The sequence below is a fragment of the Stenotrophomonas sp. PA-6-5C genome, from assembly GCF_021605635.1.
In the GTDB taxonomy this organism is placed as follows: Bacteria; Pseudomonadota; Gammaproteobacteria; order Xanthomonadales; family Xanthomonadaceae; genus Stenotrophomonas; species Stenotrophomonas lactitubi.
This window is the reverse complement of sequence record NZ_WKEE01000007.1, coordinates 113,224-126,133: the sequence shown is the minus strand read 5'-3', so window position 1 is coordinate 126,133 and position 12,910 is coordinate 113,224. Positions and strand designations below refer to the sequence as shown.

Below are 12,910 nucleotides of genomic sequence, written 5' to 3'. Positions count from 1 at the left end.
GTGCGGGAGGGGGACAGCGGGGTTCCAAGCTTGGCCATGGCGGGGTTCCAGCAGCAATGTGAAGGCGGGTGGGCATTCTATCCGGTCCGGCCGAATCGCCTGAGGACACCCGCCCGACGAACGGCAGCCCGAATGTGATATCAATTTGATATCTTCATTTCGAATCCTCAAGGACGTACCGCCATGAAAGAGAAGTCGCTGTCCTCCCTCAACGGCCTGGGCGCGCTCGCCGGGTCCCTGGTCGTGGCCCTCGTCGGCGGCGCCCTGTTCGTGGCCGGGGTCGCGGCGAAGGCCAGCACCGGCTCGCCCAACGTGCTGCTGATCCTGGCCGGCCTGCTGATCGCCGCGCTGGCCCTTGTCGCGCTGGCCGGCCTGTACACCGTGCAGCCCAACCAGGCGGCGGTGGTCAGCCTGTTCGGCAAGTACGTAGGCACCGTCAAGGACAACGGCCTGCGCTGGAACAATCCCTTCTTCAGCAAGCGACGCGTGAGCCAGCGCGTGCGCAATTTCGAGAGCGGCAAGCTGAAGGTCAACGAGCTGGACGGCAGCCCGATCGAGATCGCCGCGGTGATCGTCTGGCAGGTGGTCGACGCCTCCGAAGCGGTCTACAACGTGGACGACTACGAGAGCTTCGTGCACATCCAGTCCGAATCGGCGCTGCGCGCGATGGCCACCAGCTATCCCTACGACCAGCACGAGGATGGCCAGCTGGCACTGCGCAGCCACGCCAGCGAGATCTCCCAGCACCTGAAGAACGAACTGGCCGAGCGCCTCGCCGATGCCGGCGTGCAGGTGATCGATGCGCGCATCAGCCACCTCGCCTACGCCGCTGAAATCGCCCAGGCGATGCTGCAGCGGCAGCAGGCCAATGCGGTGATCGCTGCACGCACGCGCATCGTCGCCGGTGCGGTCGGCATGGTCGAGATGGCACTGGCCGAACTGCAGAAGAACGGCGTGGTGCAACTGGATGAGGAGCGCAAGGCGCACATGGTCAGCAACCTGTTGACCGTGCTGTGCTCGGACCGCGGCACGCAGCCGGTCGTCAACACCGGCTCGCTGTACTGAGCCACCCTCGCAACGGGGCGCCCCACCGCCCCGCCAGGAGTCTGCATGAGCGAGAAAAAAGCCTATCCGCTGCGCATCAACGCCGAGGTCCTGGCGGCCGCACAGCGCTGGGCGGACGATGAACTGCGCAGCCTCAACGCGCAGATCGAATACGTGCTGCGCGACGCACTGCGCAAGGCAGGACGCCTGCCGAAACCCAAGCCATCGCCGGAGGACAAGGAATGAGCAAGCGCTGGAGCTACCTGACCGTCGAGGTCAAGACCACCATGATGGGCCTGCAGAAAGCCGATGACATCCAGGCCGAACTCAGCCGCCAGGGCCAGCTGGGCTGGGAACTGGTCAACATCATCATCCCGGCGCCGATGCGCCCGGCCCTGCTGGTCTTCAAGAAGGAGCTGTGACCATGAGCGCACGCCGTTCGTTGCTTGTTGTTTCCCTCGCCCTGTTGTCCGCCAGTGCAGCCGCGGGTGAACCGCAGCAGGTTGCAGCACGCCTGCTCGATCACCTGCAGGCCGGGCGGATCGCCGACGCCGAAGCCATGCTGACCCCACAGATGGCCGCGGCCGTGCCTGCCGACAAGCTGCAGGGCCTGTGGCAATCGCTGGGTGAACTGAAGCAGCGCGGGCCGGCGCACAGCAGCGAGCAGCAGGGCCTGCACCTGGTCGACGTCCCCCTGCAGTTCGCCAGTGGCGCGGTGATCGCGCAGGTGGCGGTAAACGCGCAGGACAAAGTGGCGGGGCTGCTGCTACGCCCGGCCCCGGCCGCAAAGGCACCGCCACCGCCGTCCGACGCGAACTACAGCGAAGCCGATTTCAGCGTACCGCAGGCGCGCGGCGCACTGCCCGGCACGCTGTCCCTGCCCAAGGGCAAAGGACCGTTCCCGGCCGTAGTGCTGGTGCATGGTTCTGGCCCGCAGGATCGCGACGAAACCATCGGCGGCAACCGCCCGTTCCTGGACATCGCGCGCGGCCTGGCCGCACACGGCATCGCAGTGCTGCGCTACGACAAGCGCACCCATGCCCGCCCGCAGGATTTCCAGAGCGGCAGCTTCAACGTTGATGACGAGACAACTGACGACGCCGTCGCCGCGCTGAGCGCGTTGGCTGCGGACCCACGCATCGACGGCAAGCGGATCTTCGTGCTCGGCCACAGCCAGGGCGGCATGCTCGCCCCGCGCATCGCCAGCCGCTGGCCACAGGCGCGCGGTGCGATCCTGTGGGCCGCACCGGCACGCACGTTGCTTGAACTGCTGCCCGAGCAGAACCGCTATCTGCTGTCGCTGGACGGCTCGATCAGTGCGCCTGAGCAGGCGTTCCTGGACAAGCTGGCGGCGCAGATCGCCGCCGCCCGCAGCGACACGCCTGCAGCCGCCAGCGAACTGCCACTGGGCGTGCCGCAGACGTTCTGGAAAAGCATCGAAGCGGTGAACGCACGTGGCGATGCGGTGGCGCTGAAAAAACCACTGCTGATGCTGCACGGCGGCCGCGACTTCCAGGTACCGGAAACGGATTGGGCACTGTGGAAAACAGCCTTGGCCGAGCGCACGGACGTGAAATGGAAGGTCTATCCCGCTCTCAACCACATCGGCATCGCCGGCAGCGGCTCCAGTTCATTGAAGGAATACGCGCAGCCGGGCCACGTCGATGGGCAGCTGATCGATGACGTCGCGCGTTGGGTGGAGTCGCAACGATGAGCGGCAGTGATGCACGTCCGTTCGACGTCGCCGAAAGCTCCTCGCTGCGGGTGCTGTGGGTGCTGCTGCCACTGCTGGCGGTACTGGGCGTCGGCATCTGGTCGCAGCTGCACGACAGCCGCACCGACGCTCCCTGGATGGAGGTCACGCTGTCGCCCCCGTTTTTCCTGATGGGTGGCAGCGCGGCATGGAGCCTGGCGGTGATCGTGCTGATGGGCGTCGGCCTGGGCTGGGCGTTTTTCCGCCGCCGGGTGGAGCTGGCAGATAACGTACTGGACGTGCGTTCGACGCTGTACCGCCGCCGCACCCCGGTGGCCGACCTGCTGCTGGACCAGGCCGAGGTGGTCGACCTCGGCCGTGATCGCCGCTACGGCATCCGCTTCAAGACCAACGGCTACAGCATGCCCGGCTTCTACTCCGGGCACTTCCGCCTGCAGGGCGGCGGCAAGGGCTTTGCCCTGGTCACCGACCGCGCACGCACGCTGGTGATTCCGGTGCGCGGCGGCAGCACCCTGCTGCTCAGCCTGGAGCGCCCGCAGGCGCTGCTGGAGGCGCTGCGCAAGGTGGCCGCCACGGCGCCACGGCAGTAAGCTGGATCGATGCACCGCACCACTCCGCTGTTGATCAATACCGAGGCCGTTGAATTGTGGCCGGCCGCACTGCTGCGCGCGCGCAGCAATCTCGACGCGCGCCTGCTGGCGCGCGCGCAATGGGTACTGCGGCGCAAGCAGGATGGCCGCTACCTGGCGGCGGTACTGGCGCACGGCGTGCACTCGCTGGTGCCGCGCCTGCCGCGCGAACCGGGCGTGGAGGAAGCGCTGGCGTTGCTGGATGGGGCGCGGTCACGGCCGTTTGGCGCTGCACTGGACGAGCAGTGGCTGCCACTGGCCGGCCTGCAGCAGCGCCTGCAACAGTTGGGCCTGGATGCGCAGCGCTATGCGCAGGACAGTGGGCTGGCGCTGGAGGCCGAGCCCTGCCTGCTGCACTTCGCCGGACGTGATCGCTTCGCGCGCCCGTTGTGGCTGCGTCGCGGCGCAGCGCAGGGCTGGCGGCGGATGCGCTTGCACGCTGCGCGGGACGGCATTGCACTGGACGCGATCTCCGGCTTCCGCAGCCATGCGTATCAGCTCGGCATTTTCGAGCGCAAGCTGGCGCGCGGGCAGAGCGTGCCGCAGATCCTGCAGGTCAATGCCGCGCCCGGTTTCAGCGAACACCACAGTGGTCACGCACTGGATATCGGCACACCGGGGGACGCGCCGGCAGAAGAGACCTTCGAGGCGACGGCCGCGTTTGCGTGGCTGCAGGCCAATGCGGGAACGCACGGGTTCCATCTGAGCTATCCGCGCGACAACCCGCATGGGATCGTCTACGAGCCGTGGCACTGGTGCTGGAAACCGGCCAACGGCTGAGCCCCTCGTGGCGAAGGCTTGACTGCGATCCCGGCCACGGACAGTTTCCGCGTGCGTTCGCCACGGAATGGAACAAGAGAGCAAAAGGCAGAAGCGGGTCGCTGCGCTTGAAGCCGGGCATGGGCCGGCGCTACCGATGCGTGGGCGCTGCGGTCAGCGTCTCAACGCGTTGATACCCAGCAGTACCCATCCGGCCATCAGCGTGGTGCCGCCTACCGGCGCCAGCCGCGTCGGCCACTGCCACAGCGCACCGCCCAGCAGGCTGCCGGAGAACAACAGCACGCCCAACAGCAACACGTACAACGCCAGATGCGCGATCGCGCCCTGCGCGCGCGGGCCGAGGGCGGCCAGTACCGCTCCGTGGGCAAAGGCGTACAACGCCGCCATGTTCAGGTGCTGCTGCGCCAGCGGATCGGACACGCCATGCGCGGCATAGGCGGACAGACCGATCGAGGCGGCCGCCAGCAGCGCGCCCAGGCAGGCCAGCAACGACGGTTTACGCGCGCGTCGTTCGGAATTGAACATGACAGCTCCTTGCGCAATGCCCGACACCGGGCTCGGGATGAAAAAAAACGCGCCGCAGGAAGCGGCGCGTTTTCGTGTCCAACACTACATGGGTCAGCCGAGGCTTACTTGACGGCCCAGTAGATGTCGTACGTGGCTTCCGGGGTGAACGACTTGTCCACGCCGTCCTTCCAGGTTTCGTACGGACGGTCGATGACTTCGTTGCCCGAGGTCACGGCCCAGGCGCGCAGGGCGCTGCGGGCAACGTCCAGACCTGCCATGTGGCCGGTGTAGGCCGCGTGCGCCGAGCGGTGCGGAGCAACGCGGACGTACTTGACCGGAGCGCCACCGTCGATCTTGACGGTCAGCTGTTCGGCCGGCACGCCTTCGGCACCCTTCTTCTTCACCGGCTGGGCGATGTCGAAGGCGTACTTCTCAGCACCGAAATCGGTGGTGATGATACGCAGCGGGCCAGCGGCTTCCAGGCCATTGGCCTCGATCACGCGCTTGATCCACTCCTGGTTGTCCTTGATGGACTTGGTGATGGAGTCCTGGCCACGATCGACGTTGCCGGCGGTGACGACCAGCAGGTCCTCGGCCGGGACATCGACGATACCCAGATCGGTCAGCGGAGCTTCGGAAGTGCGGTAGTCGACATTCGGCACGGTGGCCAGCATGTTCGCCATGCGCGACAGACCCATCTTGATGTCGTCGCCGATCTGGCGGCTGACATACAGGCCTGCGTAGCGGCCGAACAGGTCGAAGCCGTACTTCACCGAGTAGTCCTGGGTGATCTTGACGTTGCGACCGCCCTTGCCGGTCGGCTCCAGGGTGAAGGTGGTGACCTTGTCGTGACCCTTGGAGGCATCGTCGACGGCGATCACAACACGCTTGTTCTCTTCGGCTTCGGTCACCTTCCAGGAACCGGTGCCCAGGTCCTTGGAGGTGAAGTCGAGAGTGGCACCGACGCCGGAGGCCGGGCCGGACAGCTTCAGTTCAACGGCGGGATCGCGCAGTACCAGCGGGTTCCAGTCCTTGAAGCGGCGCAGACTGCTGACCGTGTCGTACACGATCGTCATCTTGCGGTTGGTCTCGATGCTTTCGGTGATGTGACGCTCGCCCGGCAGACAGACGCCAATGATGACGAACAGGCCAGCCACGATCCCCAAGGCGATCAGGAACTCGATAATACGGGTCATTCAGAGAGTCTCCGGGGCCGATCCCACGGCCGGGTTGATTGAAGCGAAGCGCCAATCCTAGCAGGCTTCGCGGGCATTGGTTATCGGGATTGGCGCACCGGTTTCCGTGCCGGCGGCGCATTTGTATGCACAAAGAATTCGAAGGGTAACGCATCCGCGTACCCGGCAAGTAGGGGGCAAACAGGCGTCAACCCTGAATCCGCCCCCGGACTGCATGCCAAGTCTTTGTCGCTAAAGGATTTTCCTCACACCAACTGGAGTTCAAACGCTTTCAGGACCGCACGCGTACGGTCACGTACGCCCAGTTTGGAGAGGATGTTGGACACATGGTTCTTGATCGTGCCCTCGGCGACCCCCAGCGAATTGGCGATCTCCTTGTTGGAGAAACCGCTGGCCATCAGCCGCAGGATCTCGGTCTCACGGTCGGTCAGCGGGTCGGGGCGGTCCAGACTGACGAAGTCGTTGCGCATGTGCTCCAGCCCGGACAGCAGGCGCTGGGTCACCGCCGGCTGCACCAGCGAACCGCCATCGGCCACCGTGCGGATCGCGCCGACCAGCTGCGCCAGGGTGACATCCTTGAGCAGGTAGCCCTTGGCACCGGCCTTGAGCCCGGCCAGCACCAGCTGGTCATCGTCGAAGGTGGTCAGGATGATGGTCGGCGGCAGCTGTTCCTGCCGTGACAGCACCTGCAGCGCCTCCAGCCCGGACATCACCGGCATGCGCATGTCCATCAGGACCACGTCCGGACGGATCTGCGGGATCAGCTCGACCGCCTGGCGGCCGTCGGCGGCCTCGGCCACCACTTCGATGCCGTCGTCGAGCGCCAGCAGCGAGCGGATCCCCTGCCGCACCAGGGTTTGGTCGTCGACCAGGCAGACGCGAATCATCAACGCACTCCTTCAGGAACCTGGGTAAGGGCCGCCAGCACCGTTGCCGGTACCGTCGCCCGCAGCCGGAAGCCTTCGCCGGGGCGGGTCTCCACCTGCAGCTGGCCTCCACATTGTTGCAGGCGTTCGCGCATGCCGCGCAAACCATTGCCCACATTGACCGTTTCCGCCCCGACACCGTCGTCGCGGGCTTCCACCACGACCTGGTCGGGGACCTCACGGTACACCCGCAGCCAGAGGTGGCGGGCGCCGGCGTGGCGCACCGTGTTGGTGATGATCTCCTGGGTGCAGCGCAGCAGCACGTGGGCCCGCTGCGGGTCTTCCACGTTCAGCGGCTCCTCGATCTCCAGCTGGATGTCCAGCGAGGGCACGTGCTCGGTCAGCGGGCGCAGGGCTGCGGCCAGGTCGATGGCGCCGGTCTCGCGCAGCTGGCTGACCACCTCGCGCACGTTGCCCAGCAGCAGCTTGGCCAGGGCATGTGAGCGCTTCACGTGCTCCAGCGCCTGGCCCTCGGCCAGATGGCCGGCCACTTCCAGGTTCAGGGTCAGCGCGGTCAGCTGATGACCCAGCAGGTCGTGCAGTTCGCGCGAAATGCGGGTGCGCTCGTTCACCCGCGCGCTTTCGGCCAGCAGCGCACGGGTGGCGCGCAGTTCGGCATTGAGCCGGCGCTGCTCCTCGCGCGCCTCGGCCTGGCGGCGGGCCACCAGCGCGATCACGAACACGAAGCTGGAGAAGCCCATGTAGCCGACGGCCTGCAGCACCGCGATGACCGGCGGGAAGCCCAGTGGCTGGATGTAGACCGGCAGCACGGCCAGGTTGCTGGCCACCAGCCACACCACACCGATGCGCGGGCCCAGCAGCCACGGCAGCAGGCCGGCCACCACCATCAGCAGGATGCTGCCCAGCGCGGTGCCGGAGAAATAACTCACGCCGATCGCGCAGCCCGTCAGCAGGATCAGCGCGGCATGGTCGAAGAAGCCGGGCCGGCTTTCGCCCAGCGAGCGGGTCAGCACCCAGTACACGAAGCCGAAGGCCAGGTAGGCCGAGGCCCAGGGAATGATCCGGAAGCCGGCCTCGCCGTCCAGGCTCTCCAGCGTCAGCGACACCGGGTCGATCAGGTAGATCGCAAGCCAAAGGCCGACGGTGCCCCAGGTGAACAACCCGGAGTAGCGCAGCATCGCATTGTGGTTGAGTCGGGCCAGCATGGCCCATCGTAGCCTGTGCGCGTCAGGGCCCAAGGGCATAAAGTCATGTTCGGCGCGGCCCCCTGTTCATGCCGCAGCCCACCCCGGGCATGCAATAATCGTGCGCAGGGTCTTGTAATGGACCAACCGCGTTACCCCACGGAGTCACAATGTCGATTGTCATCCGCGACGTGCGCGAGCACGAGCTCGATTCCGTCCTGGCTTTGAACAACAATGCTGGCCTGGCCATCCTTCCCCTGGATGCCGAGCGCCTGCGCCTGTTCTATGCAACCGCTGAATATTTCCGCGTCGCCGAGCGCGACGGCAACCTGGCCGGCTTCCTGATCGGCTTCGGCAGCGACAGCCAGCACGACAGCAGCAATTTCGCCTGGTTCAAGCAACACCTGAACACCCCCTTCTTCTATATCGACCGCATCGTGGTCGCCAGCCGCCGCCGCGGCGGTGGCGTCGGCCGTGCGTTCTACGCCGACGCGCAGAGCTTTGCCGAACTGCGCTACCCGCAGATGACCTGCGAAGTGTTCCTGGACCACGGCGCCGATGCCGCCCTGCTCTTCCACGGCAGCTTCGGCTTCCGCGAGCTGGGCCAGAACACGATGCCGCAGGTGGACGTGCGGGCCAGCATGCTGGCCAAGGAACTGTGCAGCTTCCCGTGGGTGAACGAAACCTACGGCGGCAAGCTGCCCGATGTGGCGTGGGCACGCGACCGGCAGCTGCCGGCGCAGGCACAGCGGTCGACGGGGACTTGAGCGTGGCGGTGAATTTCGATTACGAACAGGCCGGTGAACTGAAGATCGGCCAGGTGGGCATCGCCAACCTGCGCATCCGCACCCTTGATGTTGAACGCCTCGTGCAGGAAATGCAGGAGCGGGTCAGCCGTGCGCCGAAGCTGTTCGGCCGTGCAGCGGTGATCCTGGACTTCGGCGGCCTCAGCCAGGTGCCCGACGTGGCCACGGCGCAGGCGCTGGTGGATGGCCTGCGCGGTGCCGGTGTACTGCCGGTGGCGCTTGCCTATGGCACCAGCGCGGTTGACCTGCTGTCGCAGCAGCTCGGCCTGCCGCTGCTGGCCAAGTTCCGTGCCCAGTACGAGCGCGCCGAAGCAGAGCCTGCCCCGCCGCCGGCACCGGAGCCGCGCCGTGCGGCCCGCGCCGAGCCGAAGGCCGCACCGGCACCAGCTCCGGCCACGCCGATGGGCAAGGCTGCCGATGCCGCCGCGCCACAGCCGGGCCGCATGCAGCTGGGCAACGTGCGTTCGGGCCAGCAGCTGTATGCGGAAAACTGCGACCTGACCGTGATGGCCACCGTCGGCGCCGGCGCCGAGGTCATCGCCGATGGCAGCATCCATATTTACGGAACCCTGCGCGGCCGCGCGCTGGCAGGGGCCCAGGGCAACACCGCGGCACGCATTTTCTGCCGTGATTTCCATGCGGAACTGGTCGCCATTGCAGGCCATTACAAGGTGCTGGACGATGTCCCGGAAACCCTGCGCGGCAAGGCCGTGCAGGTGTGGCTGGAACAGGACCAGATCAAGATCGCTGCGCTGGACTGACGCAGCACCTCAAACAGAATCATCAGGAGAAGTCCTTTGGCTGAAATCATCGTAGTCACCTCCGGCAAAGGCGGCGTCGGCAAGACCACTTCCAGCGCCAGCCTTGCGTGCGGCCTGGCGAAGCGTGGCAAGAAGGTGGCGGTGATCGACTTCGACGTCGGCCTGCGCAACCTCGACCTGATCATGGGCTGCGAACGCCGCGTGGTGTACGACTTCGTGAATGTCGTGCACGGCGAGGCCACCCTCAAGCAGGCCCTGATCAAGGACAAGCGCTTCGACAACCTGTTCGTGCTGGCTGCCTCGCAGACCCGCGACAAGGATGCGCTGACCCAGGAAGGCGTGGGCAAGGTCCTGAAGGACCTGGCCGCCGACGGCTTCGAGTACATCATCTGCGACTCCCCTGCCGGCATCGAGAAGGGTGCCTTCCTGGCGATGTACTTCGCCGACCGCGCAGTGGTGGTGGTGAACCCGGAAGTGTCCTCGGTACGCGACTCGGACCGCATCATCGGCCTGCTCGATTCGAAGACCCACAAGGCCGAATCCGGACAGGACGTGCCGGCCTTCCTGCTGCTGACCCGCTACACCCCGGTGCGCGTGGAAAGCGGCGAGATGCTCAGCATCGCCGACGTCGAGGAGGTCCTTGGCCTGAAGGCGATCGGCGTGATCCCCGAATCGGGCGACGTGCTCAATGCCTCCAACAAGGGCGAGCCGGTCATCCTGGATGGCGAATCCGCTGCCGGCCAGGCCTATGACGACGCCGTCGCACGCATCCTCGGCGAAGAACGCCCGATGCGCTTCACCAACGTCGAGAAGAAGGGCTTCTTCAGCAAGCTGTTCGGAGGGTAAGCATGGGCCTGTTTGATTTCCTCAAAGCGAAGAAGACCACCGCCGAAACCGCCAAGAATCGCCTGCAGATCATCATCGCGCAGGAGCGCAGCCACCGTGGCGGTCCCGACTACCTGCCGCTGCTGCAGCGCGAGCTGCTGGAAGTGATCAAGAAGTACGTCAACATCGACGTCGATGCAGTGAAGGTGGACCTGGTCAAGGATGGCCAGCACGACGTGCTGGACATCTCCGTGGCGCTGCCTGAAGGCCCGGACAAACCCTGACCCCCTGCCCCGCCCGTGCCTGCATGGGCGGGGCTGCCTGACCCGCATGACTGATACCACGCCCGAACCGAACGTTACCCGCGTCGGCGACATCGCCTTCGCCGATGCCCAGCGCCTGCTCGCTGCACATGAGCTGCGCCTGCACCACGTTGCGGCCGGCGAACCGATCCCCGGCAGTTACTGGGGCGAGCCCGAGGCCGGCATCATCGCCAGCGACGTGTACGTGCGCGATGACACGCCGGTGCACTCGATGCTGCACGAGGCCTGCCACCTGATCGTGCTGCCGCCGGAGCGGCGCGCGCAGGTGCATACCGACGCCACCGATTCGGTGCCCGAAGAAGATGCCACCTGCTACCTGCAGATCGTGCTGGCCGGGCACCTGCCCGGCGTCGGCAGCGAACGGCTGATGGCCGACATGGATGCGTGGGGGTATACGTATCGATTGGGGTCGACGAAGGCGTGGTTCGAACAGGATGCGGAAGACGCAAAAGCGTGGCTGATCGAACGCGGCTTGCCGGTGGCGTAAAGCCGCGGGCGCGGTTGGCAATGGGCGCGTGGCGACGCGCCGGACCTTGCGGCGCCCTTCTTTTCACTCGGCGCGGTTCGAGCAGGATGCGGAAGACGCGAAGGCGTGGTTGATCGAACGCGGGTTGCTGCAGGCGTAGAGCCGCGGGCGCGGTTGGCCATGGGCGCGTGGCGACGCGCCGGACCTTGCGGCGCCCTTCTTTTCACTCGGCGCGGTTCGAACAGGATGCAGAAGACGCAAAAGCGTGGTTGATCGAACGCGGGTTGCTGCAGGCGTAGAGCATCCACGCATGGCGTGGATCTACTGTAGGGCCGAGCCCATGCTCGGCTGCTCTTCGCCGTTGCCTGCACAAATGCACAAGCAGCCGAGCGTGGGCTCGGCTCTACAGGATCAACCCTGCCCTGCCAGCGCGCGCAGGGTGATGCCGACCACATACGCCAGATAGGTGCCGGTGGCATAGCCCATCGTGCCCAGCAACACGCCCACCGGCGCCAGCGCCGGATGGAACGCGGCGGCCACCACCGGCGCCGAGGCCGGACCGCCGATGTTCGACTGCGAACCGATGGCGAAGTAGAAGAACGGCACCTTCAGCAGCTTGCCCAGGCACCACAGCAGCACGATGTGCACGCTGATCCAGATGATGCCGAGCAGGAACAGCCACGGGCGATCCAGCAGCGCCAGCAGATCCATCTGCATGCCGATGCAGGCGATCAGGAAATACAGCAGCAGCGAGCCCAGTCGCGAGGCGCCCGCCCCTTCCAGGGTCCGTGCGCGGGTGAAGCTGAGGCCCAGGCCGAGCGTGGTCGACAACACCACCACCCACACGAACGGCGCGTCCAGGCTGAACTGCGATGCCCAGCTGACATTGACTTTGAACCAGGCCGCCAGCGGCGCGCCGATGGCGTGGGCAAGACCGACGCCACCGAAGGCCACGGCCACGATCAGCATCAGGTCGGTCAGACTGGGAATGCGCTCGTGCTCAGCCTGGAAGCGGGCGATGCGCTCTTTGAGTTCGTCGATGGCCGAGGTGTCGGCACCACTGCGTGCGTCGATCTTCGCCGCGCGCCCGGCAAGAAAAATAAGCGCTGCCATCCACACGTAGCCGACGCCGACATCGACCACGGCGAACTGGCCGAAGGTGGTCGCGTTGACGTCGAACACTTCACGCATCGCCAGCATGTTGGCACCACCGCCGATCCAGCTGCCGGCCAGTGCGGCCATGCCGGCCCAGGTATCGCCGGCGACGGTATCGGGATGGATCGCACGCATCACCAGGAACGCCACCACCGCACCCAGCATGATGCTGGCCGAGGCGCCCAGGTACATCAGCACCAGCTTCGGCCCCAGCCGCAGGATGCCCTTGATGTCGACCGCCAGAGTCAACAGGATCAGCGCCGCCGGCAACAGGATGTCGCGCGCGACCGGGTTGTAGAGCTTGGTGTTCTGGCCATCGATCAGGCCGACGGTGTTGTAGACGCCGGGCAGCAGATAGCACAGCAGCAGGGCCGGCACGAAGGTATAGAAGCGCTTCCACAGGCCCTGCTCGCGCGAGGCGGTCCAGAACACGGCGCCAAGAGTGGCGGCGATCAGGCCGAAGACGACGATGTCGTTCTGGATCAGGGCAGTCGAAGGCATGCAGGCGCTCTTGTAGAGCCGAGCCGTGCTCGGCTGCTGTTGGCGGAAGCTCAGGGAGGTGTGCCGACCAACGGTCGGCACCCACCGGTGAAGCAGATGGCGAAACAAAAGCGCCGCCCCGAAGGGCGGCAC

At 66.3% G+C, this 12,910-nt stretch carries 16 protein-coding genes; 11 read left to right on the top strand and 5 right to left on the bottom strand.

Annotated elements, in window-relative coordinates; all coding sequences use genetic code 11:
* Positions 1–183: 183 nt before the first annotated feature.
* From GIW57_RS04730 to GIW57_RS04705, 6 genes are read left to right on the top strand one after another with little or no spacing between them, the layout of a single operon-like run.
* Positions 184–1,065 (top strand): SPFH domain-containing protein, encoded by an 882-nt coding sequence (locus tag GIW57_RS04730; protein WP_236509289.1) that lies wholly within the window; start codon positions 184–186, stop codon positions 1,063–1,065.
* A 45-nt stretch (positions 1,066–1,110) separates the two neighbouring features.
* Positions 1,111–1,290, top strand: a complete 180-nt coding sequence (locus GIW57_RS04725) for a hypothetical protein (RefSeq protein WP_005412615.1) — start codon at positions 1,111–1,113, stop codon at positions 1,288–1,290.
* Positions 1,287–1,466 (top strand): DUF4177 domain-containing protein, encoded by a 180-nt coding sequence (locus tag GIW57_RS04720; protein WP_089239544.1) that lies wholly within the window; start codon positions 1,287–1,289, stop codon positions 1,464–1,466. Before GIW57_RS04725 ends, GIW57_RS04720 begins: the two co-directional genes overlap by 4 nt.
* Positions 1,467–1,468: 2 nt before the next feature.
* Entirely contained in the window at positions 1,469–2,758 is a 1,290-nt protein-coding gene (locus GIW57_RS04715; RefSeq protein WP_236509288.1) for an alpha/beta fold hydrolase, read from the top strand.
* Positions 2,755–3,348: a PH domain-containing protein gene (locus GIW57_RS04710; RefSeq protein ID WP_180163931.1), complete on the top strand. Its 594-nt coding sequence runs from the start codon at positions 2,755–2,757 to the stop codon at positions 3,346–3,348. Before GIW57_RS04715 ends, GIW57_RS04710 begins: the two co-directional genes overlap by 4 nt.
* A 9-nt stretch (positions 3,349–3,357) precedes the next feature.
* Positions 3,358–4,167: a M15 family metallopeptidase gene (locus GIW57_RS04705; protein ID WP_236509287.1), complete on the top strand. Its 810-nt coding sequence runs from the start codon at positions 3,358–3,360 to the stop codon at positions 4,165–4,167.
* 153 nt (positions 4,168–4,320) lie between these two features.
* Here the strand turns inward: GIW57_RS04705 and GIW57_RS04700 are convergent, their stop codons facing one another.
* The 4 genes from GIW57_RS04700 to GIW57_RS04685 all read right to left on the bottom strand — a co-directional run bounded on the left by GIW57_RS04700 (position 4,321) and on the right by GIW57_RS04685 (position 7,962).
* Positions 4,321–4,692, bottom strand: a complete 372-nt coding sequence (locus tag GIW57_RS04700) for a DUF423 domain-containing protein (RefSeq protein WP_100463880.1) — start codon at positions 4,690–4,692, stop codon at positions 4,321–4,323.
* A 104-nt stretch (positions 4,693–4,796) separates the two neighbouring features.
* Positions 4,797–5,870: an SRPBCC family protein gene (locus GIW57_RS04695; protein WP_099819371.1), complete on the bottom strand. Its 1,074-nt coding sequence runs from the start codon at positions 5,868–5,870 to the stop codon at positions 4,797–4,799.
* Between the two features lie 245 nt (positions 5,871–6,115).
* Positions 6,116–6,757 (bottom strand): response regulator transcription factor, encoded by a 642-nt coding sequence (locus GIW57_RS04690; RefSeq protein WP_025873873.1) that lies wholly within the window; start codon positions 6,755–6,757, stop codon positions 6,116–6,118.
* The gene (locus GIW57_RS04685) at positions 6,757–7,962 is read right to left on the bottom strand and encodes a sensor histidine kinase (protein ID WP_100463876.1); all 1,206 of its coding nucleotides are present in this window, start codon (positions 7,960–7,962) and stop codon (positions 6,757–6,759) included. Before GIW57_RS04685 ends, GIW57_RS04690 begins: the two co-directional genes overlap by 1 nt.
* Positions 7,963–8,111: 149 nt before the next feature.
* On the opposite strand from GIW57_RS04685, the gene GIW57_RS04680 reads away from it, so the two are divergent.
* The 5 genes from GIW57_RS04680 to GIW57_RS04660 are packed head-to-tail and all read left to right on the top strand — an operon-like array spanning position 8,112 to position 11,143.
* Positions 8,112–8,708 (top strand): GNAT family N-acetyltransferase, encoded by a 597-nt coding sequence (locus GIW57_RS04680; RefSeq protein ID WP_089239530.1) that lies wholly within the window; start codon positions 8,112–8,114, stop codon positions 8,706–8,708.
* 2 nt (positions 8,709–8,710) lie between these two features.
* The gene (gene minC, locus GIW57_RS04675) at positions 8,711–9,508 is read left to right on the top strand and encodes a septum site-determining protein MinC (RefSeq protein WP_100463873.1); all 798 of its coding nucleotides are present in this window, start codon (positions 8,711–8,713) and stop codon (positions 9,506–9,508) included.
* A 36-nt stretch (positions 9,509–9,544) separates the two neighbouring features.
* A complete protein-coding gene (gene minD, locus GIW57_RS04670) occupies positions 9,545–10,354 on the top strand; it encodes a septum site-determining protein MinD (protein WP_100463870.1) in 810 nt (269 codons plus the stop codon).
* A 2-nt stretch (positions 10,355–10,356) separates the two neighbouring features.
* Positions 10,357–10,617 (top strand): cell division topological specificity factor MinE, encoded by a 261-nt coding sequence (gene minE, locus GIW57_RS04665; protein WP_005408532.1) that lies wholly within the window; start codon positions 10,357–10,359, stop codon positions 10,615–10,617.
* A gap of 46 nt (positions 10,618–10,663) precedes the next feature.
* Positions 10,664–11,143, top strand: coding sequence for a hypothetical protein (locus tag GIW57_RS04660; RefSeq protein WP_032975950.1), 480 nt, complete (start codon positions 10,664–10,666; stop codon positions 11,141–11,143).
* 390 nt (positions 11,144–11,533) lie between these two features.
* On the opposite strand, the gene GIW57_RS04655 is transcribed toward GIW57_RS04660, so the two are convergent.
* Positions 11,534–12,778, bottom strand: coding sequence for a DUF819 family protein (locus GIW57_RS04655; RefSeq protein WP_100463865.1), 1,245 nt, complete (start codon positions 12,776–12,778; stop codon positions 11,534–11,536).
* Positions 12,779–12,910: the final 132 nt, after the last annotated feature.

Excerpts from the sequence above, each read along its gene's own strand:
- GIW57_RS04725 (WP_005412615.1), top strand. The coding sequence starts at position 1,111 with ATGAGCGAGAAAAAAGCCTATCCGCTGCGCATCAACGCCGAGGTCCTG.
- minE (WP_005408532.1), top strand. The coding sequence starts at position 10,357 with ATGGGCCTGTTTGATTTCCTCAAAGCGAAGAAGACCACCGCCGAAACC.
- GIW57_RS04655 (WP_100463865.1), bottom strand. The coding sequence starts at position 12,778 with ATGCCTTCGACTGCCCTGATCCAGAACGACATCGTCGTCTTCGGCCTG.
- GIW57_RS04680 (WP_089239530.1), top strand. The coding sequence starts at position 8,112 with ATGTCGATTGTCATCCGCGACGTGCGCGAGCACGAGCTCGATTCCGTC.
- GIW57_RS04690 (WP_025873873.1), bottom strand. The coding sequence starts at position 6,757 with ATGATTCGCGTCTGCCTGGTCGACGACCAAACCCTGGTGCGGCAGGGG.
- GIW57_RS04710 (WP_180163931.1), top strand. The coding sequence starts at position 2,755 with ATGAGCGGCAGTGATGCACGTCCGTTCGACGTCGCCGAAAGCTCCTCG.
- GIW57_RS04700 (WP_100463880.1), bottom strand. The coding sequence starts at position 4,692 with ATGTTCAATTCCGAACGACGCGCGCGTAAACCGTCGTTGCTGGCCTGC.
- GIW57_RS04730 (WP_236509289.1), top strand. The coding sequence starts at position 184 with ATGAAAGAGAAGTCGCTGTCCTCCCTCAACGGCCTGGGCGCGCTCGCC.
- GIW57_RS04685 (WP_100463876.1), bottom strand. The coding sequence starts at position 7,962 with ATGCTGGCCCGACTCAACCACAATGCGATGCTGCGCTACTCCGGGTTG.
- GIW57_RS04720 (WP_089239544.1), top strand. The coding sequence starts at position 1,287 with ATGAGCAAGCGCTGGAGCTACCTGACCGTCGAGGTCAAGACCACCATG.
- GIW57_RS04715 (WP_236509288.1), top strand. The coding sequence starts at position 1,469 with ATGAGCGCACGCCGTTCGTTGCTTGTTGTTTCCCTCGCCCTGTTGTCC.
- GIW57_RS04695 (WP_099819371.1), bottom strand. The coding sequence starts at position 5,870 with ATGACCCGTATTATCGAGTTCCTGATCGCCTTGGGGATCGTGGCTGGC.
- GIW57_RS04705 (WP_236509287.1), top strand. The coding sequence starts at position 3,358 with ATGCACCGCACCACTCCGCTGTTGATCAATACCGAGGCCGTTGAATTG.
- GIW57_RS04660 (WP_032975950.1), top strand. The coding sequence starts at position 10,664 with ATGACTGATACCACGCCCGAACCGAACGTTACCCGCGTCGGCGACATC.